Below are 21,705 nucleotides of genomic sequence, written 5' to 3'. Positions count from 1 at the left end.
CGACTCTATTCCTTATGGAGTTCCTTCTTCACTGTGAAGAAGGAACTTAATTAAAGTAGTTAAATCGATTAAAACCGATTATTTAGCGTTACGAGCTTCGATAACAGCTTGTGCAACGTTGTTTGGTGCTTCATTGTACTTCAAGAACTCCATTGAGTATGAAGCACGACCTTGCGTTTGTGAACGCAGGTCAGTCGCGTAGCCAAACATTTCTGACAATGGTACTTGTGCACGGACAATTTTACCAGTTGCCATGTCATCCATACCTTCAATCAGACCACGGCGACGGTTCAAGTCACCAATTACGTCACCCATGTAGTCTTCTGGTGTTTCCACCTCAACTTTCATGATTGGCTCAAGCAGAACAGGTTTCGCTTTTTTGAAGCCATCTTTAAACGCGATTGATGCCGCCAGTTTAAATGCCAGTTCAGATGAGTCAACATCATGGTAAGAACCAAAGTGCAGACGAATACCCATGTTAACAACAGGGTAACCAGCCAGTGGGCCAGATTTCAACTGCTCTTGGATACCTTTATCAACGGCAGGGATGTATTCACCAGGGATAACACCACCTTTGATTTCGTTGATAAATTCGTAATCCATTGGAACGCCGTCTTTATCATTTTTGTCAAGTGGGTACATATCGATAACCACGTGACCGTACTGACCACGACCACCAGACTGTTTCGCGTGTTTACCTTCGATATCAGTAACTTTCGCAGTGATAGCTTCACGGTAAGCAACTTGTGGTTTACCAACGTTCGCTTCAACTTTAAATTCACGACGCATACGGTCAACCAGAACGTCCAAGTGCAATTCACCCATACCAGCGATGATAGTTTGACCTGTTTCTTCATCACTTGATACGCGGAATGATGGGTCTTCCTGAGCCAGACGGCCCAATGCGATACCCATTTTTTCTTGGTCAGCTTTAGTTTTTGGTTCAATTGCAACAGAGATTACTGGCTCTGGGAATTCCATACGTTCTAGGATGATTGGTGCATCAACCGCACACAGAGTATCACCTGTAGTAACGTCTTTCAGACCGATAGCAGCCGCGATGTCACCAGCGCGAACTTCTTTAATCTCTTCACGCTTGTTAGCGTGCATCTGAACGATACGACCAAAACGCTCTTTTTTAGCTTTAACTGGGTTCAGTACAGTGTCACCTGAGTTAACAAAACCAGAGTAAACACGGAAGAACGTCAGGTTACCAACGAACGGGTCAGTTGCAATTTTAAATGCTAAAGATGAGAACGGCTCATCGTCACTTGCGTGACGTTCCGCTGGAGTATCTTTACCGTCATCCAGAATACCGTTGATTGCAGGTACATCTGTCGGAGATGGTAAGTACTCAATAACTGCATCCAGCATTGCCTGAACACCTTTGTTCTTAAATGCAGAACCACAGGTAACCAGGATAATTTCGCTTGCAAGAACGCGTTGGCGAAGAGCCGCTTTGATCTCTTCTTCAGACAGTTCATCACCGCCCAAATATTTTTCCATCAGTTCTTCTGATGCTTCAGCAGCAGATTCAACGAGGAAGTTATGCCATTCTTCAGCTTGTTCTTGCATGTTTGCAGGGATATCTTCGTATTCGAAGGTAACGCCCTGATCTTCATCGCTCCACTTGATCGCTTTCATTTTGATCAAGTCAACAACGCCGGTGAAGCCTTCTTCAGCACCAACTGGCAGTTGAAGTGGAACTGGGTTTGCAGCCAAACGTGTTTTTAATTGATCAACAACACGCAGGAAGTTTGCACCCATACGGTCCATTTTGTTAACGAACGCGATACGTGGAACTTTATATTTGTTAGCCTGACGCCATACTGTTTCAGACTGTGGCTGAACACCACCAACTGCACAGTAAACCATGACCGCACCATCAAGAACACGCATAGAACGTTCTACTTCGATTGTGAAGTCAACGTGTCCTGGGGTGTCGATAATGTTAATACGGTGTGGTTCGAATTGTTTTGCCATACCAGACCAGAATGCAGTAGTCGCTGCAGACGTGATAGTAATACCACGTTCTTGCTCCTGCTCCATCCAGTCCATTGTTGCAGAACCTTCGTGAGTTTCACCAATTTTATGGTTTACACCTGTATAAAACAGAATACGTTCAGAAGTTGTTGTTTTACCGGCGTCGATGTGTGCACTGATACCGATGTTACGATAGCGTGATATGGGCGTTTGACGAGCCATTTTTTCCTCTCTCGTGGGCGTTCAATTCATCATTTAAAGGGTAGCAGAAAGCTACCCTCAGAAACACTAACGTGGTGAAATTACCAACGGTAGTGAGCGAACGCCTTGTTAGCTTCTGCCATACGGTGAACGTCTTCACGTTTCTTAACAGCAGAACCTTTGTTTTCAGCTGCATCCGATAATTCGTTTGCCAGGCGCAGAGCCATTGACTTATCACCGCGTTTACGAGCAGCATCAACGATCCAACGCATTGCCAGTGCATTACGACGAACCGGACGAACTTCTACAGGAACTTGGTAAGTTGAACCACCAACACGGCGGGATTTAACTTCCACAGTCGGACGCACGTTGTCTAGTGCAAGTTCGAATGCATCAAGTTCACTCTTACCAGAACGCTGAGCCAGGGTCTCAAGCGCGTTATATACGATTGCTTCAGCAGTAGATTTTTTCCCGTCTACCATCAGGATGTTCACAAATTTGGCCAGTAATTCTGATCCGAACTTAGGATCTGGAAGAATTTTACGTTGACCAATTACGCGACGACGTGGCATGGATATTACTCCGTTTTTAATTCAGGTTTGCCCAAAACTCGATTCGAGTATTTTGACATTAAGTTTAAAAATGTTTGGCCTTACTTAACGGAGAACCATTAAGCCTTAGGTTTCTTAGCACCGTATTTAGAACGGGCTTGTTTGCGGTCTTTAACACCAGAGCAGTCCAGTGCACCGCGAACGGTGTGATAACGCACACCTGGCAAGTCTTTAACACGACCGCCACGGATCAGGATTACGGAGTGTTCCTGCAAGTTGTGGCCTTCACCACCGATGTAGGAAGAAACTTCATAACCATTAGTTAAACGAACACGGCATACTTTACGTAGTGCTGAGTTTGGTTTTTTAGGAGTGGTGGTATATACACGAGTACATACGCCACGTTTTTGCGGGCAAGCTTCCAGTGCTGGAACGTTGCTTTTAACAACTTTCGAGCTACGTGATTTGCGTACCAGCTGATTAATAGTTGCCATTATTAAAAAAGCTCCTGGTTTTTTTGCTTCGTAAACACGGATTTTCGACCTCGTTCGCCAACATGACGATACACGAGGACGCGAAATTTTATTGCTGACTGACTCAGGTGTCAAGAAATATACAACTTTTAACCCTTTTATAGGGCAAAATGTTGTTTATGACTCACTGTGAGCTGTACAAAATCTCGATATGAGGCTAAAGACACCTGCTCTGAAATCATATTCTGCAAGCCGCGGGCATTAACATCTGCATCTAATGCGTAGACTCGCGCACCTTTTTGTTGCAGTTCACGTAAATGAGTCGATTGACTTACCGCGGCAATCACACCGTCTTGTATCAGTAATACCGCATCATCTGGCGCAATCAGCCGCAAAATGGCCGTGAAATCACAATGGAAAGGTGAAGTTGCTATAGTATAAAGCATAGAAAAGATCCTACAACAGATCAAAATTTAAGCACAACATCACATTTGGATAATTTATCGCGAATTTGTGTCGAATTGATGACACTCGCGTCCACAATCCATCGACTCTCTTCGCAAATTCCTCTTTCCTTTAAAGAATCAGAGCAAATGTAAATATTGTCGATATCGTAAAGCGGCAAAATTTTAAAGGTAGAAATATAGTCCCGCGCTAAAATTTCAGTGGGATTTTGATTTGCCAGTAACTGGCACACACCATCCGACAAGAAAAACACGGAAATATCCTCCGTCAGTGCTGATGTCGCCAATAAGGCATCTAACCCTTCTCGGCCACTGGCATTTCCATGAGGCATTGATGTAAAAACAAAAGCGAATTTTTTCATATCTGCTCTAAATAATTCGAAATGCGGCTAGGCATTGAGGTAACGGCATCATTCGCACGGATCCCCCACGAACGTCACCATTTCTACTGCAATATCATGCTAGTTTTACAGTAGAACGAGGAAGCCCTAAAAACGGATTGTACGATCTGCCGTCATCATTGCTTCTGCCAAACTGCCTAATCCGCTCATGATAAAGCCATCACCGAGGTTACTGACAGCAAGGGAGAGTAGCTCAGCTTGTTCTTTATCGACCACACCACGGCGCAATGCAGCAGACACACAGATATGCATTTCACAACCCGACTTTTGAGCAAGCTGTTGCCATGCTTTCACTAAATTAAATTCATCATTGGCAGGTGAAGTGAGCGCATTCGCATTTGTGACACCTTCACTGTAAAAAAACAGTGTTTTTAAACAATGCCCTTCTTCAAGAAGGGCATGAGCAAATTGGTAAGCACTCGCGGCTTGCTGAGTACCATAAGCAGGCCCGGTCACCAGCAAACAGTATGTTAGAGGTTGTGTGTTCATTCCCCACTCTTAAACTGGCGAATATAGAGATAAACAGTATGTTTAGAGATATTTAGGCGATCTGCAACTTGGTTTATCGCATCTTTGATATCAAAAATCCCTTTTTCATAAAGATTCAGGACAACCTGTTTATTTTTCGCATTATTTGACACATTACGATCAGAGCTAACTTCTTCAATCGTATATTCTAATGTTTGTGCAACCAAATCATCGACTGAGGAGGCAAAGTTAACGTCTGAAGTCACATCTTGCTTCTCTTCAGGGACAAAACTTTTGATGATTTCTGAGAATGGCACATCAAGATTCATGTTAATACACAGTAAGCCAATGACACGCTGATTGCGGTTACGAATGGCAATCGTAACCGATTTCATTAAATCGCCGCTTTTAGCCTTGGTGAAATAGGCTTTTGATACATTAGATTCTTCATCAGCCATGTCATGCAGCATACGCAATGCAAGATCCGTGATTGGTGAACCAATTTTACGCCCTGTATGTTGCCCGTTGGCTATTCTGACGGCTGAACATTTTAAATCTTCCAGAGAATGAAGGACAATTTCACAATGTGCACCTATCAACATAGCTAAGCCATCAACGGCCGCTTCATAAGATTTTAGAATTTCATGATCGGTTTGGGTGAAAGGCTCATTATTAAGTAAATTAATATCACTGTGATCATTTGAAAGTACTGAGTTAGACATTTTTAAACACCATCCTTCAAGTGTACGAAAATTCACCAATCTGACTAATGAGGCGTTAATTGTTAGAGGCTTTTGCCTGCATTTCATTATAAAGCGTCAGTAAATAAGGCGAAGAAATAATAAAACGTTATATAGTGAAGTTAAAACTACGGGGCGCTGCCGTCAAGCGATTGCATGCAAGACAGTTTGTTTTATCACAAGTTTTAAACAAAATAAGCATTATTTTTAGCAAATAATCAATAAACTTATTCGAAATCAAATTCCAGATGGCTTTTCTTAAATATGTCAGCATAATCAACTAATTATTTATTATATCTTGTTTAACTTTTTCTTCGCAAAAAATAAGTTGATCCCGTCTTAACGTAAAAAACCCAGACAATGCTGGGTTTTTTAAACTACTGCTTAAAAGTTATTTGCCTGTTGGCTTGATATCTAACAATTCAACATCAAACACCAGTGTGGAGTTAGCAGGAATACCTGGAACACCATTTTCACCGTACGCCAGTTCTGCAGGGATCACTAACTGGATTTTCCCGCCTTTTTTCACGTTAACTAGACCTTCGGTCCAACCTTTAATCACTGAATTCAGTGGGATTGTCAGAGGTTCATTACGTGAATATGAGCTATCGAACTCAGTACCGTCAACTAATGTACCTTTATAATGAACAACAACGGTATCATCTGCTTTAGGTTTAGCGCCAGTACCTTCTTTTTCAATTTTGTATAACAGACCAGATTTCGTTTTCACTACGCCTTTTTCTTTCGCGTATTTTTCACGATATTCAGCACCTGCTTTTTCGTTAGCCGCTGACTCATCTTTCATTTTTTTTTCAGCTGCTTCTTTCACTTGGCCTTCAAACTGACGCAAAGTTTCTTCAACTTCTGCATCCGTCATTTTACTTTTGTTGTTAAACGCATCTTGAACGCCTGCAAGCAGTTGCGCTTTATCTAAATTGATACCAATATTTTTCTGCTCATCCAGTGAGTTTTGCATATAGCGGCCTAAAGATGCCCCTAACGCATAGGCATTACGCTCTTCGGCTGATTTAAATGCGCTACTTGTTGGCGCTTTCGTTGTCGTTTCAGCGGCCATAACTTGTGGTGCTCCGAAAGCTAGCGCCAATGTCGTTGCCAGAAGACTTGCCTTAAACAGTGATTTCATCCTAATCTCCGATATCTATTATAAGTATGCGTTGTTACTTACTTCATAATCTTTAGTATAGAATAGTAAGCAACAGAATTGACTACTTAGACAACATTAACAAAAAGAGGTTTCAACGCCTATCCTTTTAACTAAAACTTATCTATTGATTTGTAATGTTCAGTTATTATGATGATTTTTTTATGATGAAAAACCATAAGGAGCCACTAAATGGATTCATCGGACGCTTTTGAACAACGCCTTGAGCTTTTGGAAAGCAAAGTTGCTTTTCAAGAGGTAACGATAGAACAGCTCAACCAAGTCATTACGGACCAACAAATGCAACTGTCTAAATTACAAGAGCATATCCGTATTGTGGCTGAAAGACTAAAATCATCACAATCCTCGCATCTTGCGAGGCCTGAAGAAGAAACACCACCGCCACACTATTAAGTTTTCACCCATTATAAAAACAAAAAAGGAAAGCTATTTCAATGCTTTCCTTTTTTTAATATTGATTAATTAGTGGCAGCCACAACCGCCGTGTTTGTGACCATGTCCGTGACCTTCGCCACCACCACAGCAACCACCTTCTTCGCCATGGCTATGACCGTGACCACCGCCACAGCAACCCCCTTCATGGTCATGATCATGACCGTGAGCGCCATGTGCGTGACCATGAGCTAATTCTTCTTCTGTTGCTTCACGAATTGCGATGATCTCAACATTGAATTTTAGGTTTTGACCAGCCAACATGTGGTTACCATCAACGATCACTTCATCACCTTCAATACCAGTAATTTCAACTGGCACTGGTCCCATATCTGTATCAGCCAAGAAGCGCATACCAACTTGTAGTTCTTCAACGCCCATAAACACATCTTTTGGAACACGCTGAACTAAATTTTCATCGTATTGACCATATGCGTCGTCTGATGCCACTTCAACGTCAAAGTGATCACCCACCGCACGGCCTTCTAGCGCTTTTTCCAAACCTGAAATTAAAGAACCACGGCCATGTAGATAGTCGAGTGGCGCATTTGCCGGGGACTCATCAACTAAAACACCGTCTTCTGTTCTTACTTGATAAGCCAAGCTGACTACCAAATCGTTTGCTACTTTCATGACATCTCCTACTACCCATAGAGGGGGAAAAAATTTTGCTAATTGTACCGGAAAACAAGACGGCTGTATTGAGAATTGACAAAATTCTCTTACTCAGGTGTAAAAATTCCGATAACTTGTTCCTGCTTGCGTACATGAGGCGTTGCACTATCGTCAACTTGGCGCTGCTGATCCCCACAATTCACACATTCGACGACATCAATTTTATCTTCACGCCACATCATAAGAGTGTCTTGTGACTGACATTTAGGGCATGTTGCCCCTGCAATAAATCGCTTACGTGTTGACGACATTGTCCTATCCTTTATTCATCATGATTCCAGCTATGAGGCTGGCGGTGCTCTCTAAGCATCTCTTTTTCGAACAGCTCATTTAATTCTCTACGAGCCTCTTTCACACGGGAAATTTGACCACTATCCCCTTCATTTTCAGGGATAATCTCTCTTAATACCCGCATATCTAAGCTCCTAAAATGCTGTTTTGCACGATAGGCTTTATGAGGGTGCATTCCCGTACTGATTAACGCCTTGCTGCCAAGCTCTAGCGCACTGGAGAACGTTTCACGGCTGAAATCTTTAACGCCGCTTTGCAATAATTCATGGGCTTCAACGCGCCCTTTCGCCCTAGCAATAATATGCAGGTTAGGGAAATTTTCTTGGCATAAATGAACAATTTCCATGACCTCTTCGGGAACATCGCTCGTGATCACAATCGCCTTCGCTTTATCTGCCCCAGCAGAGCGTAGCAGTTGTAATTCGCGCGCATCCCCATAATACACCGTATAACCATAACGGCGCATGGTACTAATTGCCGTGACATCCTGCTCAAGTACCGTAATTTTAACTTTGTTCGCCATCAATAAACGCCCGACGACTTGCCCCATCCGCCCAAAGCCAACCAAAATAACGTGTGGGTCGTTATCTTCCACAAAGGGCTTCTCCGTGGACGTTGGCTGTCGATTATAACGGTAGTTGAGGTAGGCATCTATCAACTGCATCACAAGTGGCGTCGTCATCATAGACAAGGTGACGACGACTAACAGTAGATCCATTTGCCTTTCATCAATCACGCTTGCCCCAGAGGCGGTCGCAAAAATAACAAAAGCAAATTCACCACCTTGGCTTAATACCCCTGAAAATTGAGCTCTCGCGCCACCGCGTAATCTTGCTATCCAACTTAAGATATATAAAACCAATGCTTTAACCGTGACTAAAGCCAACACCCCAAGCAAAACTTGCGGTAGGTATGACCAAAGGACTTGTAAATTTAACGACATCCCTACTGAGATAAAAAATAGCCCCAATAATAGCCCTTTAAATGGCTCTATATTGATCTCTAATTCATGACGAAATTCCGTTTCCGCCAGCATTACACCAGCCATAAACGTACCTAATGCCATAGAGAAGCCAAGGCTTTCCATAATCAGTGCAGAGCCAAGCACCACGAGCAATGCCGCCGCGGTAAAGATTTCATGTACGCCAGATTTTGCAGCAAGACGGAACATTGGGCGTAACAGATAGCGTCCTACAACCCAAAGGCCAGCGAATGCCACCACTTTTATCCCTATACGATACCAATCATTACTTGCTGTATCGCCGGCTAACAGTGGGATCAACGCCATTATCGGGATCACCGCCATATCTTGGAATAGCAAAACCGAAAACCCTAGCTGCCCGCTCTCTTTGTTGGACATCCCTTTTTCGTTCATGAGTTGCAATGCCATTGCGGTTGATGACATCGCCATACCAAGACCACCCACAACGGCAGCTTGCCAAGAGAACTTAGCTAAAAAGAGTAAACCTGCCATTAAAGCAGCCGTCACAACGACTTGAGCCGTTCCTACCCCAAAAATTGAGCGGCGTAGCTCCCACAGTTTGGATGGTTTCAGTTCCAATCCAATCAGAAACATCAAAAAGACAACGCCCATTTCTGAGAAATGGAGAATATCGTCAACGTTATGGATAAAGCCAAATACAAATGGCCCGATCACAATCCCTGCGAGAAGGTAACCCAGTACCGCCCCTAAACGAATTTTTTGTGCGATGGGCACCATCACTACACCAGCACACAAGAAAATAATCACAGATTCAAAGATATCGAGTTGCCCCATTAGGATAGCCCTCCAATTTGTAGCGGCTGTTGAATCCATTCGCGATATCCCGCAATAATCTGTTGTAACTGTTTTTTATCTTGCCGACGTGCTGCATAAATCACACTTGGCTCTAACCATTGCATATCACACATCGCTGCCGTTAATTCAAAAGGCCGTAAAATATCGCTCAAAGGGTAATGGTTATACCCTCCGTATTGATAGGCCTCTTGAGGTTCCCCTGTAGTAATAATGGAACGCCAATATTTCCCTTTTAGCTTTTGATATCCCATATCCGTTGCGAAACGGCGAGTTAATACCCTATCAAACCACTCTTTTAATAAGGCCGGACAGCTATAGGTATAAAGTGGGTGTTGAAATACAATAATATCGTGCTGGCATAACAATTTTTGCTCTGCCGTCACATCAATAAAATAGTCAGGATACGTCGCATACAGATCATGAATTGTGACATGTTCTAAATCCTCAACGGCTTTGAGTAAAGCTTTATTGGCGACGGATTCATCAGGATCTGGGTGTGCATAGAGCACCAGTATTTTCAATTTATTTGACATCTTTCCCTCCTCAAAGGCGTGTCAGACGGATAATTTTCCGTTACCATGCAGCTTTTGGTAAAGCGCTTTTATTTTTACGCCCCGTCATTTTCATATGGCCATACGCTTGTTGAAAATCTGAGGGTATTCATTATTTAATTTAACATATTTTCAACTGACGGCTGCTATGATTGTTTTCTCTTCCTTACAAATTCGCCGTGGCGTACGTGTTCTTCTGGACAATGCCACCGCTACAGTTAACCCCGGTCAAAAAGTTGGGCTCGTGGGGAAAAATGGCTGTGGCAAATCCACACTGCTTGCGTTACTCAAAGGTGAATTACAAGCAGAAGCAGGCTCAGCTAGCTTTCCCAGCACATGGTCACTGGCATGGGTTAATCAAGAAACACCTGCGCTGGATGTTCCTGCTCTAGAATATGTCATTGATGGTGATCGCGAATTTCGTGCGCTTGAACAACAGCTACAACTTGCCAACGAAAAAAATGATGGTAATGCAATCGCGGCCTTGCATGGTCAACTTGATGCAATTAATGCTTGGAGCATCCGCTCTCGCGCCTCTAGCCTATTACATGGCCTAGGTTTTAGCCAAAACCAGTTACAAGAGCCTGTAAAATCTTTTTCAGGTGGATGGCGTATGCGCCTTAACCTTGCTCAAGCGCTGCTATGTCGCTCAGACCTCTTGCTGTTGGACGAACCGACCAACCACCTTGATTTAGATGCTGTTATTTGGCTAGAAAAATGGCTCAAAAGCTATCCCGGCACATTAATATTAATTTCTCATGACCGAGACTTCCTCGATCCTATTATCGATAAAGTGCTGCATATTGAACAAGAAACAATGTTCGAATATACGGGCAACTACTCCTCATTTGAACGTCAACGCGCCACGAAACTCGCTCAGCAACAATCTCTCTATGAGAGTCAGCAGGCTAAAGCGGCTCACTTACAAAGTTATATCGACCGATTTAGAGCAAAAGCCACCAAAGCGAAACAAGCACAAAGCCGTATTAAGATGTTAGAGCGTATGGAAATGGTGGCACCTGCACATGTGGATAATCCGTTTCATTTTTCATTCCGCCAGCCAGAGAGTTTGCCAAATCCATTATTAAAAATGGAGAAAGTCAGCGCGGGTTATGGTGATAAAGTCATCCTAAACTCAATCAAATTGAATTTAGTACCAGGCTCTCGTATTGGTTTATTGGGCCGTAATGGCGCAGGTAAATCGACACTGATTAAACTACTTGCAGGTGATTTGCAGCCTCTGCAAGGCGTAGTATCGCTAGCGAAAGGGATTAAACTCGGCTATTTCGCACAGCATCAGCTTGAGTACTTGCATGCGGATGAATCCCCTTTACAGCACCTAGCACGAATTGCGCCACAAGAGACTGAACAACAGTTACGTGATTATTTGGGAGGGTTTGGTTTCAAAGGCGATCAAGTTACTGATCCTAGCGGGCGTTTTTCTGGAGGGGAAAAAGCACGCTTAGTGTTGGCATTGATTGTTTGGCAACGGCCTAATCTGTTACTACTCGATGAGCCAACCAACCATCTTGATTTAGATATGCGCCAAGCCTTAACAGAAGCTTTAATTGATTTTGAAGGTGCATTAGTTGTCGTTTCCCATGATAGGCACTTATTACGCTCAACAACGGATGATTTGTATCTCGTGCACGACGGTTTAGTAGAGCCTTTTGATGGTGATTTAGATGATTACCAGCAATGGCTAGCAGAGCAAAATAAACTGGAGTTGCAGCAGGTTCGTGAATTGCAAGAAAAAGAGCGACCAACCAATAACGCAACGGTCACTGCGCAAGATAGGAAAGATCAAAAGCGCCGCGAAGCAGAGTTTCGTCAACAAACTCAGCCTATCCGTAAAAAATTGATTGAGTTGGAAAAGAAAATGGAGAAACATTCAACGCTGCTAGCAGAATTGGAAGCAACATTATCTGACACTGCAATTTATGAGCAAGAGCGTAAAGCTGAATTGACCGAGTGCCTGAAAAAGCAAACGGAGCAAAAAAACGCATTAGAAGAGGTAGAAATGGCGTGGATGGAGTTGCAAGAGCAGCTTGAAACCATGACTAGCGAATTTGAGGCCAACGCATAATTGTTTGATTAAGATAGCCCATTTAATATCGGGCTATCTTTTATCGCTTATTCGTCACATGTTTTCACACACATCACATAATATTGGCCATCAATAATTTCTGTTCCTTCTGTTTCATGCTCAAACCCGGGAAATTCACTATCCCATGCCTGTAAACTCCGTAGATAATGAATATGCGGGCTATTTTCATCACCAAAGTTCTCCCCCGATAAGAGCATCGGGATCCCCGGTGGATAAGGAATAATCGAATTTGCAGCCACTCTCCCCATGAGCTGATCAACGGGTACGGCTTCAACACGGTTAGCGACTATTTGTTGATAGGCATCGCGTGGAGTCATCATCACTTGAGGTAATTGCGAATAGGCCTGATTTAATCGTGCACCCGGATTATTTTTTTGTAGATAGGCAAACATTTTATCGCCGAGATCACGTAACCCCATTTCACCATAAATTTCAGGTGCTGACGCCACGACTTCGGGTAACACCTTTTTCAAGGCAGTGTTGTTATCATAATGGCGTTTAAAGGAAAGTAACGTATTAACTAATGTTCCCCATTTTCCTTTGGTGATGCCCATGGAGAATAAGAACATAATTTGGAAATCCGTCGTTCTTGTTGGCACAATGCCATAGTGATTCAGCCATGCTGTCACGAGAGCGGCAGGAACCCCTGTATCTAACAGCTTTCCATCGTCTCCCATACCGGGAGCAAGAATACTCACTTTAATGGGGTCTAGCATGGCCCAATTATCAGGAATATCATTAAAACCATGCCATTTATCTTCAGGGTGCATTACCCAACAACTCTGTTCCCTCATCAATAATTCAACAGGTGCATCTTCAAAGGCGTATCGTTTCCCTGTTGCGGGGTCTTTCACCATCTCCTGATTCCAAGGTTTGAAAAACCATTCATCATCATTGAGAAACTCTTTATATAGGTAGGCTAAAGATTGCCTAAAGTCGATAGATTCTCGGATCACTTCATCCGTCAGTGAACGCCCACTATTGCCATCCATCATGTCGGCAGCAATATCATTAGATGCACAAATAGCATATAGCGGTGAGGTTGTTGAGTGCATTAGATAGGCTTGATTAAAACGATTAAAGTCAATGGCGTTACGCCCGTTACGCACATGAATAAACGACGCTTGAGACAGCGCATTGAGTAATTTATGGGTGGAATGGGTAGCGAAGATAGTCGGCTCGTTTTCTGTCCGCTCTTCGTCACGCATGGCAAAGTGGTTACGATAAAGCGGGTTAAAGCGCGCGTAACCATACCAAGCCTCATCAAAATGAATACGGTCTAAAGAGCCATCGAGCAAATCTTGCACTTTACGTGCGTTATAGCAGACACCATCATAAGTACAGTTAGTCACCACACTATAAGCGGGTTTTTGCTTTACTTTACCTTTCGTTAACGGGTTAGCCGCGATTTTAAATTTAATCGCATCTGGGGTCATTTCTTTTGGGTAAATTGGCCCGATAATACCGTAACGGTTACGACTTGGGATCATATAAACGGGTTTTGCTCCCGTTAAAATCAAGCCCTGCTCGATCGATTTATGGCAGTTACGGTCAATCACCACCACATCATCATCGGTCATACAGGCCTGCATAATTGTCCGATTAGAGCCGGACGTACCGACCACCACGGAATAAGATTGGTCGGCGCCAAAAATGCGAGCGGCGTTTTTTTCACACTCACCAAATGCACCGGTATGATCCAGTAGCGATCCCACAGCCACCCGTTCAATACCAATATCTGTACGAAAGAGATTTTCACCAAAAAAATCATGGTAAATACGTCCAGCAGGCGTTTTGGTAAAACCAACACCTCCTTGGTGCCCCGGCGCTGCCCATGAATATTCATGAACATCACTGTATTTAATGAGGCTTTTCATGAGCGGCGGGAGTAGTTGTGAGCGATAACGTTGGATAGCGGCAAGTACTCGACCCGCAATAAAGTCGGCAGAGTCCTCCAATATCCATGCGAACTCGTCAACTTGCTCCATCATATTGCGGTCAAAGGCGACCAATGCCTCTTCACGGTCACTAAGCAAGAAAACCGGTACATCTTCTTGCCTTCGGTGTAATTGCGTAATTAAGCGATGTGCTTGGATTTGTTCGTCACGATCCGACATATCGCGACCGTATAACAAGCAATCAATACTGGTATTTGAACGGATATAAGCGAGGCCATCTTCAAAGTCACGAATAATGACAGTTTCCACATGCTCATCATTCAACTCACTGGCAAGTCTTGCTACGGCATGGCTAATCACGGAATCTTTATCCGTTAGCTCGGTATAAACAATTAATGCCCTCATTAATAATGCCCCTATAAATTACGTCAAATTATTCACTCACTACATTAGTCTTAACGCAAATAGGTACTTTTTGCAAAAACAAGCGGATTACTAATTGATAAAAAACAGCTTTATTTTTATTCATCTAGCCTGTTGATCATGACTCGCGCATTCATCACCAACATTTTCGCCCGTGCTTCACGTTTTTGTAATAGCGCCATAAACAGCAGATCGGTTAAGGTATTTTGTGCCGTGCGTGAGGAAATCGATGAACTGCGCCATTCATTTTCTTCCGCGATACTCTCAAGCACATAATCAGCTAATTGAGCAAGCGGTGACAGCCGGCTACGGGTGATTGCAATCACATTCGCGCCTTGCTTACGTGCAATACTCGCGGCGGTCAGCATGTCTTTACGTTTGCCCGTAAAAGAAATGACAATCTGTGTATCTTGTGGGGTCAATGTCAACGCTGCAGCAATTTGCACATGATGATCGGATTCCACCAATGTGGTAATGCCTATCTTTTGTAATTTATAGCTTAAATCCTTCGCGGTTAACCCCGAGCCGCCAATGCCAACAATTTGTACACGCTGGGATTTATCAATGGCATCCACAATTTTTTCAAACAGTTTGAAATCAATATGGCGAGTTGTTTCAGTAATCGAATAATTTTTTTCTAATGCTAATTTTTGTGCAACTACCATCAAGTTATCATTTTGCGTGATACGGTTATGCAACGCCGTATGCGGATTGGCCTCATCAAATTGCTGCCGTCCGATGATCTCACTTAACGCTAACTTCAATGCTGGATACCCTTTGACACCGACTTTTTGGCTAAATTTCACCACAGCGGATTGGCTCACATTTAATGTTTCCGCTAACTGCTGTGACGATAAGCTCAGTACACGCTCTGGCTTCTCAAGAATAAACTGAGCGATCCTACGTTGGTTTTCCGCAAGTCTTGGCAGCAAACAAGTGATGGTATCCAGTAAAGTCATCCTTAATTCCTTATTTGTTGAATATAATAAAAAATAAATTATTCCTATTAGAATAACTTCATTACTTAGTTTTAATCCTTTAAATTCAATAAGTAATTTATTTAAGCAATCTAAATTATCCGAAAATATTCTTTCATATTGGCAATTCAGAATAGAGAACGCCGTGATCATTATCACATCACTGGAATAAATAATTCCTTAATATCGCCTCATTAACTGAGGTAGGAGTAATTTATTATGACCATTGACTTAAGCAGAATGGTAACTGAAAGCCGTAACGCCGCGAGCACCAATATCGATCAACTGTCGACCATCGATATGTTGCAAGTCATTAATAACGAAGACAAGCAAGTGCCTTTAGCGGTTGAGAAAGTCCTGCCGCAAGTTGCCCAACTTGTCGATAAGGTGGCCCAAGCATTTCTTAATGGTGGCCGCTTAATTTATGTTGGTGCTGGCACTTCTGGCCGTTTAGGAATTTTAGATGCCAGTGAATGCCCTCCTACCTACGGTACACCTCATGAACAGGTGGTCGGCTTAATCGCTGGCGGTCACCAAGCTATTTTTCGCGCTGTGGAAAATGCCGAAGATAAGCCAGAGCTGGGTGAGCAAGACCTGCTTAATATCCAATTTAACGATAAAGATGTTTTAGTGGGTATCGCGGCAAGTGGGCGTACACCTTATGTACTCGGGGCACTGGCTTATGCGCGCAAGGTCGGCGCAGCTACCGCTTCAATCAGCTGTAATCCGAATAGCCCTGTCGCAAATGCTGCCGATATCGCCATCACCCCTATTGTCGGGCCTGAAGTCGTGACTGGCTCTTCACGTATGAAAGCAGGTACTGCACAAAAACTGGTGCTCAATATGATCACGACTGGCGCCATGATCCGTATCGGAAAGGTTTTCGGTAATTTAATGGTGGATGTCGAGGCAACCAATGCCAAATTGGTTGAGAGACAAGTCAAAATTGTCATGGAGGCAACTGAGTGTGACAGGCAAACTGCGGAGCTAGCACTACAACAATGCCAAAGACACTGTAAGACTGCAATTTTGATGATCTTATCTGGGCTTGATGCTCAGGAAGCGCGTCAATTGCTATCGGACAACCAAGGTTTTATTCGTACAGCTCTTAATGTCGCAAAGTCCGTTTAATACACGGGAACTGATAGGGTAAATGGCATGGCTAAAATAACAAAAGAAATGATGCAGGCAATCCTGCAAAATGTCGGGGGTAGTGAAAATATTCGTCATGCAGGAAACTGTATGACACGTTTACGTTTGACCCTCAACAATGACCAACTTGTCGATAAAACAGCAATTAAACAGATCCCCGGCGTTCTTGGTGTGATTGAAAGTGAAGATCAATTGCAGATTGTACTCGGCCCCGGCAAAGCACAAACCGCCTCTGATCTCATGAATCAGCTCTTAGAAAGCGATGAATCTGGTTTCTTTTCTAACATCGATACATCATTAGAAAATAACTTAAATGCCCTCGCTTCATCCAATAAACAGCAAATGAAGCAAAAGCAAACAAGTGCAATTCATCGTTTTTTATCTAAGTTTGCGACCATTTTTACCCCTCTTATTCCGGGCTTTATTGCAGCAGGCTTATTACTCGGTTTTGCTACGTTAGCAACTCAAACCCTTTACCCTGGGGGTTTACCGAAGTCGCCTGAACAACAGACATTCGCAGTTCATCTGATCCTGTATATGTCAGTGTTTAGTAAGGGGCTATTTAGCTTTTTAAGTATTCTGATTGGTTATAACGCGCAAAAAGCATTCGGTGGAAGTGGCGTCAATGGTGCTATCATCGCTGCACTATTCGTCCTTGGTTATGACCCAAATGCCACTTCAGGGGTCTTTTCTGGAATGACCAACTTCTTTGGTTGGGATATCGACCCGCGTGGTAGCATTATTGGCGTGTTAATCGCTTGTATTTTCGGTGCATCGGTTGAAAAACAAGTCCGTAAAATCATTCCTTCTAACCTCGATATGATTTTAACATCAACCATCACGTTGCTTATTGTTGGTGCTGCCGCTTATGTTGTCATTATGCCACTAGGAAGCTGGTTATTTAATGGCATGTCATGGCTGTTTATGCACTTAAACGGTAATCCTTTCGGAACGGCAATATTAGCGGGTTTATTCTTGATTGCGGTGATGTTTGGTGTACACCAAGGGTTTGTTCCCGTCTACTTTGCCCTAGTGGATGCACAAGGCTTCAACTCCCTATTCCCTATTTTAGCAATGGCGGGGGCAGGACAAGTCGGTGCAGCATTAGCGCTCTATGCGAAAGCGAAGAAAGGCTCTATCTTACGTAATCAAATTCGTGGCGCTATCATTCCGGGTTTCCTCGGTATCGGCGAACCGCTGATTTATGGTGTCACCTTGCCTCGAGTAAAACCTTTTGTAACGGCTTGCTTGGGTGGTGCTGCGGGTGGTTTCTTCATTGGGCTAATCGCTTGGATGGGGTTACCTGTCGGGCTTAATACCGTATTCGGGCCATCGGGTCTTGTCGCCATTCCGCTAATGACATCAGCCCAAGGCGTATTTGCAGGAATGGCTGTGTATGTTGGTGGTATTGCTGTTGCTTATGTATGTGGATTTATTTTCACTTACTTATTTGGCAGCAAAAATATCGATTTAACATAAAGCCAATCAATGCAATGGGGGGTTGTCTATCCCCCCTTTTTTATTCGAGCCAAATTAATGGCACACACGCCGCGGTTAATAGCCCCATCACTAAGTTGAAAATAAACCACGCTCTGCGACTTTTTAGAAAATGGCCGATCAACGCTCCGCCCGCCATCCAGATTAGCCCTGCCACAAAATTAACGGTAACCACCGCAATACTCATGATGATAATGGATTGCACAAACAGTTCTCCGGGTAGACTATAGCTCCCCACAGCACCTAACCCCATCATCCATGCTTTAGGATTTAAAAATTGTAACAAACCACCTTGATACCATTTGATATTTTTTGTTGCTGTCGTTTCTGTTTTTAGTGGCGAATAACGAGCCGTAGCGGTTTTCCATGCTAACCACAATAGGTACGTACTACCCGCGATTTTCATCGCCACATGCAAAGCAGGATAAAGCAATAAAAGCGCTGCAACACCGAAAGCGGAGAGGTAAAGTATTGATTGCATGCCTAACATAATCCCTAATAATAAGGGAATACTGCGACGAAACCCATAATTTGCCGTGCTTGATGTTAATAGCATGTTATTAGGGCCAGGTGTTATTGCTGCAATGAATAGAAATGTAAAAAGAGAAAAAACCAGCCCTAGACTCATTTATAATCAATCCTCAAAAATTGAGCATACTTGCATCATAAAAAAATAACAGTATGTTATGTGCCCTACAAGGGAATTACTAAATTAAATTAAGGCTATGTCAGAAAACTTTCGCCCTATTAATTGGGCTAAAAATCCACATCTTCAAACATTATTGCCAAGAATTTTTCGTAGAACGCCGAAAATCAAACCAATTTGGCAACGGCTAGAGCTACCTGATGGCGACTTTATTGATCTTGCATGGAGTGAAGCTCCCGAACAGGCAAGCAAAAAACCTCGTTTAGTCATCTTTCATGGCTTAGAAGGTAACTTTAAAAGCCCCTATGCGCATGGGATGCTTGAAAGTGCCCAAAAGCAGGGATGGCTGGGTGTGATTATGCATTTTCGCGGTTGTAGCGGCGAGCCTAACCGCCAAAAACGGATCTATCACTCTGGCGAAACCAGTGATGCACGTTACTTTTTGCATTGGTTAAAGCAGACTTGGGGGGATGTTCCGACAGCGGCTGTTGGTTATTCTCTTGGTGGCAATATGTTAGCCTGCTATTTAGCGGAAAATGGTGATGACGCCGATATTGATGCAGGTGTTGTTGTTTCCGCACCTTTAATGCTAGAGCCTTGCTCAATCCGTATGGAAAAAGGGTTTTCTCAATTTTACCAACGCTATTTACTTAATGGATTAAAGCGTAACGCAACACGTAAACTCGTTCGCTACCCGGGTTCATTACCGCTTAATTTGCTACAATTAAAGCAGCTAAAACGTATTCGTGAATTTGATGATGTGATCACCGCAAGAATTCATGGTTTTGAGAATGCGACCGACTATTACCAGAAATGCAGTGCATTACCAAGACTGCCTCGTATTACAAAACCAACATTAATTATTCACGCAAAAGATGACCCTTTTATGGCACCTGAAGTCGTGCCAGATATCTCACGTTTACCTGCTAATATTGAATACCAAATGACAGAGCATGGTGGGCATGTTGGTTTTGTTAGCGGTAGTTTAAGAAAGCCAGAAATGTGGCTAGAGAAACGTATTCCACAGTGGCTAACACCGTATTTGGATAAACAATCATGATTATTCCTTGGAAAGATTTAGCACCTGAAACTTTGGAAAACCTAATTGAAGCTTATGTGCTCCGTGAAGGAACGGATTACGGCGAGCATGAAAAGACGTTACAGCAGAAAGTGGATGATGTGAAACGGCTGTTAGTTTCTGGGGAAATTGTGCTAGTCTGGTCAGAATTGCACGAATCTGTTAATTTTATGCCTAAAAATCAGTTTCGCCCGTAACCCCGTTTCGCTCATGGCTTAAACAGCGTGGACGTAACGCAACACAGGGAGTCCACGATGTCAAAAAAGCACCCCATTATTGCAATTACCGGTTCTAGTGGTGCTGGAACCACCTCAACAAGTCTGGCATTTCGTAAAATATTCCACCAATTAAATATTCAAGCCGCAACCTTAGAAGGTGATAGTTTCCATCGTTATACTCGGCCTGAAATGGACATGGCTATTCGCAAAGCGAGAGAGCAAGGCCGCCATATCAGCTACTTTGGTCCAGAAGCCAATGACTTCGCCTTATTAGAGCAGACACTGTTAGAGTATGGCTTACATGGTAATGGTAAATCGCGTAAGTACCTGCATACCTATGATGAAGCGGTACCGTATGGGCTTCAACCCGGTACATTTACGCCATGGGAGTCCCTGCCTGCGAACAGTGATATTCTTTTTTATGAAGGCTTGCATGGCGGGGTGGTGACGCCAGAAAATGATGTTGCACAACATGTTGATTTATTGGTGGGCGTTGTACCAATTGTTAACCTTGAATGGATTCAAAAGTTGATCCGCGATACGACCGAACGCGGCCATTCACGTGAAGCCGTCATGGACTCCGTCGTTCGTTCAATGGGGGATTACATCAACTATATTACGCCGCAATTTTCACGTACGCATATTAATTTCCAACGCGTCCCCACTGTCGACACATCAAACCCATTTTCTGCGAAAGCGATCCCTTCACAAGATGAAAGTTTTATTGTGATCCGTTTTAGGGGGCTAGAACAAATTGACTTCCCATATTTACTGTCCATGTTAAACGGCTCATTTATATCAGCAATGAATACCATTGTTGTTCCTGGCGGTAAATTAGGCTTAGCCATGGAATTAATTATGACACCTCTCGTTGAAAAATTAATAAAGCAGAAACACGATTAAGCGCCGATGATGCTTATTATTATTTAATAAATAAGCATCATGAATTAAAAAAATTATATAATTAATAAATAAATTATTGATTCTGGATTTCAAAACTGTGGGTAACTTTAACCGCTTTTTCTAACATTAAAGAGACTGAGCAATATTTTTCAGCCGAAAGTTGAACTGCACGTTCAACCGCTTTTTCCGTTAAATCCGTTCCAGTTACAATAAAATGTAAGTTGATATGGGTAAAATAACGTGGAGCTTCATCGCGGCGTTGTGAGGTTAATTTAACTTCACAACCTTTTACGTCATGGCGGCCTTTTTGTAGAATAGACACAACATCCACTGAACTACACCCCCCAACCGCCATTAACACCATTTCCATTGGACTTGGAGCTTTATCACCTGAATTGCCATCCATCATAACTTGATGGCCTGATGCTGATTCTCCTAAAAATGAGAGACCTTCAACCCATTTAACTCTTGCTTCCATATTTAATTCCCCTAGGAAAATATTTTCTAAAAGATAACATTGTTGCATAAATACTTTCAATCAAATAGCTGCTTTAAGATGCTGAACCGATAAAAGCAAGACTTTCTCGGTTGAATA

Annotated in this window: 23 protein-coding genes; 7 read left to right on the top strand and 16 right to left on the bottom strand. The window is 43.0% G+C overall.

Annotated elements, in window-relative coordinates; translation table 11 throughout:
- Positions 1 to 78: 78 nt before the first annotated feature.
- The 8 genes from fusA to fkpA form a co-directional block, all read right to left on the bottom strand.
- Positions 79 to 2,205 (bottom strand): elongation factor G, encoded by a 2,127-nt coding sequence (gene fusA / locus PSE69_RS14280; RefSeq protein WP_004923927.1) that lies wholly within the window; start codon positions 2,203 to 2,205, stop codon positions 79 to 81.
- Positions 2,206 to 2,285: 80 nt separating this feature from the next.
- Positions 2,286 to 2,756, bottom strand: coding sequence for a 30S ribosomal protein S7 (gene rpsG / locus PSE69_RS14275; RefSeq protein WP_004923925.1), 471 nt, complete (start codon positions 2,754 to 2,756; stop codon positions 2,286 to 2,288).
- Positions 2,757 to 2,854: 98 nt separating this feature from the next.
- Positions 2,855 to 3,229: a 30S ribosomal protein S12 gene (rpsL, locus tag PSE69_RS14270; protein ID WP_004923923.1), complete on the bottom strand. Its 375-nt coding sequence runs from the start codon at positions 3,227 to 3,229 to the stop codon at positions 2,855 to 2,857.
- Between the two features lie 137 nt (positions 3,230 to 3,366).
- Complete coding sequence (gene tusB / locus PSE69_RS14265; protein ID WP_004923919.1) at positions 3,367 to 3,654, bottom strand: sulfurtransferase complex subunit TusB; 288 nt, start codon at positions 3,652 to 3,654, stop codon at positions 3,367 to 3,369.
- A gap of 20 nt (positions 3,655 to 3,674) precedes the next feature.
- Complete coding sequence (tusC, locus tag PSE69_RS14260; protein WP_004923916.1) at positions 3,675 to 4,034, bottom strand: sulfurtransferase complex subunit TusC; 360 nt, start codon at positions 4,032 to 4,034, stop codon at positions 3,675 to 3,677.
- Positions 4,035 to 4,160: 126 nt separating this feature from the next.
- Positions 4,161 to 4,562 carry a sulfurtransferase complex subunit TusD gene (gene tusD / locus PSE69_RS14255; RefSeq protein WP_014656962.1) on the bottom strand — a complete coding sequence of 134 codons (402 nt, stop codon included), beginning with the start codon at positions 4,560 to 4,562 and terminating at the stop codon, positions 4,161 to 4,163.
- Positions 4,559 to 5,263 (bottom strand): helix-turn-helix transcriptional regulator, encoded by a 705-nt coding sequence (locus PSE69_RS14250; protein ID WP_014656963.1) that lies wholly within the window; start codon positions 5,261 to 5,263, stop codon positions 4,559 to 4,561. Before PSE69_RS14250 ends, tusD begins: the two co-directional genes overlap by 4 nt.
- 409 nt (positions 5,264 to 5,672) lie before the next feature.
- Positions 5,673 to 6,425, bottom strand: a complete 753-nt coding sequence (fkpA, locus tag PSE69_RS14245) for an FKBP-type peptidyl-prolyl cis-trans isomerase (protein ID WP_004923907.1) — start codon at positions 6,423 to 6,425, stop codon at positions 5,673 to 5,675.
- Positions 6,426 to 6,635: 210 nt separating this feature from the next.
- On the opposite strand from fkpA, the gene PSE69_RS14240 reads away from it, so the two are divergent.
- The gene (locus PSE69_RS14240; RefSeq protein ID WP_004923904.1) at positions 6,636 to 6,857 is read left to right on the top strand and encodes a SlyX family protein; all 222 of its coding nucleotides are present in this window, start codon (positions 6,636 to 6,638) and stop codon (positions 6,855 to 6,857) included.
- Between the two features lie 69 nt (positions 6,858 to 6,926).
- On the opposite strand, the gene slyD is transcribed toward PSE69_RS14240, so the two are convergent.
- The 4 genes from slyD to kefG form a co-directional block, all read right to left on the bottom strand.
- Positions 6,927 to 7,529, bottom strand: coding sequence for a peptidylprolyl isomerase (gene slyD, locus PSE69_RS14235; protein WP_004923903.1), 603 nt, complete (start codon positions 7,527 to 7,529; stop codon positions 6,927 to 6,929).
- An 89-nt stretch (positions 7,530 to 7,618) separates the two neighbouring features.
- The gene (locus PSE69_RS14230) at positions 7,619 to 7,822 is read right to left on the bottom strand and encodes a YheV family putative zinc ribbon protein (protein ID WP_004923902.1); all 204 of its coding nucleotides are present in this window, start codon (positions 7,820 to 7,822) and stop codon (positions 7,619 to 7,621) included.
- A gap of 11 nt (positions 7,823 to 7,833) precedes the next feature.
- Positions 7,834 to 9,639, bottom strand: coding sequence for a glutathione-regulated potassium-efflux system protein KefB (kefB, locus tag PSE69_RS14225; RefSeq protein WP_121875169.1), 1,806 nt, complete (start codon positions 9,637 to 9,639; stop codon positions 7,834 to 7,836).
- Entirely contained in the window at positions 9,639 to 10,193 is a 555-nt protein-coding gene (gene kefG, locus PSE69_RS14220) for a glutathione-regulated potassium-efflux system ancillary protein KefG (RefSeq protein WP_004923894.1), read from the bottom strand. The genes kefB and kefG overlap by 1 nt, the downstream gene beginning before the upstream one ends.
- 166 nt (positions 10,194 to 10,359) lie before the next feature.
- On the opposite strand from kefG, the gene PSE69_RS14215 reads away from it, so the two are divergent.
- The gene (locus PSE69_RS14215) at positions 10,360 to 12,297 is read left to right on the top strand and encodes an ABC transporter ATP-binding protein (protein WP_121875167.1); all 1,938 of its coding nucleotides are present in this window, start codon (positions 10,360 to 10,362) and stop codon (positions 12,295 to 12,297) included.
- 47 nt (positions 12,298 to 12,344) lie between these two features.
- Here the strand turns inward: PSE69_RS14215 and adiA are convergent, their stop codons facing one another.
- Both adiA and PSE69_RS14205 read right to left on the bottom strand, forming a co-directional pair.
- Positions 12,345 to 14,621 (bottom strand): arginine decarboxylase, encoded by a 2,277-nt coding sequence (gene adiA, locus PSE69_RS14210; protein ID WP_004923888.1) that lies wholly within the window; start codon positions 14,619 to 14,621, stop codon positions 12,345 to 12,347.
- A 116-nt stretch (positions 14,622 to 14,737) separates the two neighbouring features.
- Positions 14,738 to 15,598 carry a MurR/RpiR family transcriptional regulator gene (locus tag PSE69_RS14205; protein WP_014656964.1) on the bottom strand — a complete coding sequence of 287 codons (861 nt, stop codon included), beginning with the start codon at positions 15,596 to 15,598 and terminating at the stop codon, positions 14,738 to 14,740.
- 237 nt (positions 15,599 to 15,835) lie between these two features.
- Here PSE69_RS14205 and murQ point away from each other — a divergent pair, with 237 nt between their 5' ends.
- Both murQ and murP read left to right on the top strand, forming a co-directional pair.
- Positions 15,836 to 16,747 (top strand): N-acetylmuramic acid 6-phosphate etherase, encoded by a 912-nt coding sequence (gene murQ / locus PSE69_RS14200; protein ID WP_004923882.1) that lies wholly within the window; start codon positions 15,836 to 15,838, stop codon positions 16,745 to 16,747.
- Positions 16,748 to 16,774: 27 nt separating this feature from the next.
- Positions 16,775 to 18,247 carry a PTS N-acetylmuramic acid transporter subunit IIBC gene (gene murP / locus PSE69_RS14195; RefSeq protein ID WP_004923877.1) on the top strand — a complete coding sequence of 491 codons (1,473 nt, stop codon included), beginning with the start codon at positions 16,775 to 16,777 and terminating at the stop codon, positions 18,245 to 18,247.
- 40 nt (positions 18,248 to 18,287) lie between these two features.
- Here murP and PSE69_RS14190 read toward each other — a convergent pair whose 3' ends face one another.
- Positions 18,288 to 18,893 (bottom strand): LysE family translocator, encoded by a 606-nt coding sequence (locus PSE69_RS14190; protein WP_004923874.1) that lies wholly within the window; start codon positions 18,891 to 18,893, stop codon positions 18,288 to 18,290.
- Between the two features lie 97 nt (positions 18,894 to 18,990).
- Here PSE69_RS14190 and PSE69_RS14185 point away from each other — a divergent pair, with 97 nt between their 5' ends.
- From PSE69_RS14185 to PSE69_RS14175, 3 genes are read left to right on the top strand one after another with little or no spacing between them, the layout of a single operon-like run.
- Positions 18,991 to 19,971 carry a hydrolase gene (locus PSE69_RS14185; RefSeq protein WP_004923872.1) on the top strand — a complete coding sequence of 327 codons (981 nt, stop codon included), beginning with the start codon at positions 18,991 to 18,993 and terminating at the stop codon, positions 19,969 to 19,971.
- Positions 19,968 to 20,186 (top strand): YheU family protein, encoded by a 219-nt coding sequence (locus PSE69_RS14180; protein ID WP_004923869.1) that lies wholly within the window; start codon positions 19,968 to 19,970, stop codon positions 20,184 to 20,186. The genes PSE69_RS14185 and PSE69_RS14180 overlap by 4 nt, the downstream gene beginning before the upstream one ends.
- A 57-nt stretch (positions 20,187 to 20,243) precedes the next feature.
- The gene (locus PSE69_RS14175; RefSeq protein ID WP_004923866.1) at positions 20,244 to 21,110 is read left to right on the top strand and encodes a phosphoribulokinase; all 867 of its coding nucleotides are present in this window, start codon (positions 20,244 to 20,246) and stop codon (positions 21,108 to 21,110) included.
- Positions 21,111 to 21,183: 73 nt separating this feature from the next.
- On the opposite strand, the gene PSE69_RS14170 is transcribed toward PSE69_RS14175, so the two are convergent.
- Entirely contained in the window at positions 21,184 to 21,588 is a 405-nt protein-coding gene (locus PSE69_RS14170; RefSeq protein ID WP_014656965.1) for an OsmC family protein, read from the bottom strand.
- Between the last annotated feature and the right edge of the window lie 117 nt (positions 21,589 to 21,705).

It is taken from the genome of Providencia sp. PROV122 (genome assembly GCF_028482365.1).
GTDB classification, from domain to species: domain Bacteria; phylum Pseudomonadota; class Gammaproteobacteria; order Enterobacterales; family Enterobacteriaceae; genus Providencia; species Providencia stuartii.
This window is presented reverse-complemented; position numbering and strand designations above follow the sequence as displayed.

Excerpts from the sequence above, each read along its gene's own strand:
- fusA (WP_004923927.1), bottom strand. The coding sequence starts at position 2,205 with ATGGCTCGTCAAACGCCCATATCACGCTATCGTAACATCGGTATCAGT.
- rpsG (WP_004923925.1), bottom strand. The coding sequence starts at position 2,756 with ATGCCACGTCGTCGCGTAATTGGTCAACGTAAAATTCTTCCAGATCCT.
- rpsL (WP_004923923.1), bottom strand. The coding sequence starts at position 3,229 with ATGGCAACTATTAATCAGCTGGTACGCAAATCACGTAGCTCGAAAGTT.
- tusB (WP_004923919.1), bottom strand. The coding sequence starts at position 3,654 with ATGCTTTATACTATAGCAACTTCACCTTTCCATTGTGATTTCACGGCC.
- tusC (WP_004923916.1), bottom strand. The coding sequence starts at position 4,034 with ATGAAAAAATTCGCTTTTGTTTTTACATCAATGCCTCATGGAAATGCC.
- tusD (WP_014656962.1), bottom strand. The coding sequence starts at position 4,562 with ATGAACACACAACCTCTAACATACTGTTTGCTGGTGACCGGGCCTGCT.
- PSE69_RS14250 (WP_014656963.1), bottom strand. The coding sequence starts at position 5,263 with ATGTCTAACTCAGTACTTTCAAATGATCACAGTGATATTAATTTACTT.
- fkpA (WP_004923907.1), bottom strand. The coding sequence starts at position 6,425 with ATGAAATCACTGTTTAAGGCAAGTCTTCTGGCAACGACATTGGCGCTA.
- PSE69_RS14240 (WP_004923904.1), top strand. The coding sequence starts at position 6,636 with ATGGATTCATCGGACGCTTTTGAACAACGCCTTGAGCTTTTGGAAAGC.
- slyD (WP_004923903.1), bottom strand. The coding sequence starts at position 7,529 with ATGAAAGTAGCAAACGATTTGGTAGTCAGCTTGGCTTATCAAGTAAGA.
- PSE69_RS14230 (WP_004923902.1), bottom strand. The coding sequence starts at position 7,822 with ATGTCGTCAACACGTAAGCGATTTATTGCAGGGGCAACATGCCCTAAA.
- kefB (WP_121875169.1), bottom strand. The coding sequence starts at position 9,639 with ATGGGGCAACTCGATATCTTTGAATCTGTGATTATTTTCTTGTGTGCT.
- kefG (WP_004923894.1), bottom strand. The coding sequence starts at position 10,193 with ATGTCAAATAAATTGAAAATACTGGTGCTCTATGCACACCCAGATCCT.
- PSE69_RS14215 (WP_121875167.1), top strand. The coding sequence starts at position 10,360 with ATGATTGTTTTCTCTTCCTTACAAATTCGCCGTGGCGTACGTGTTCTT.
- adiA (WP_004923888.1), bottom strand. The coding sequence starts at position 14,621 with ATGAGGGCATTAATTGTTTATACCGAGCTAACGGATAAAGATTCCGTG.
- PSE69_RS14205 (WP_014656964.1), bottom strand. The coding sequence starts at position 15,598 with ATGACTTTACTGGATACCATCACTTGTTTGCTGCCAAGACTTGCGGAA.
- murQ (WP_004923882.1), top strand. The coding sequence starts at position 15,836 with ATGACCATTGACTTAAGCAGAATGGTAACTGAAAGCCGTAACGCCGCG.
- murP (WP_004923877.1), top strand. The coding sequence starts at position 16,775 with ATGGCTAAAATAACAAAAGAAATGATGCAGGCAATCCTGCAAAATGTC.
- PSE69_RS14190 (WP_004923874.1), bottom strand. The coding sequence starts at position 18,893 with ATGAGTCTAGGGCTGGTTTTTTCTCTTTTTACATTTCTATTCATTGCA.
- PSE69_RS14185 (WP_004923872.1), top strand. The coding sequence starts at position 18,991 with ATGTCAGAAAACTTTCGCCCTATTAATTGGGCTAAAAATCCACATCTT.
- PSE69_RS14180 (WP_004923869.1), top strand. The coding sequence starts at position 19,968 with ATGATTATTCCTTGGAAAGATTTAGCACCTGAAACTTTGGAAAACCTA.
- PSE69_RS14175 (WP_004923866.1), top strand. The coding sequence starts at position 20,244 with ATGTCAAAAAAGCACCCCATTATTGCAATTACCGGTTCTAGTGGTGCT.
- PSE69_RS14170 (WP_014656965.1), bottom strand. The coding sequence starts at position 21,588 with ATGGAAGCAAGAGTTAAATGGGTTGAAGGTCTCTCATTTTTAGGAGAA.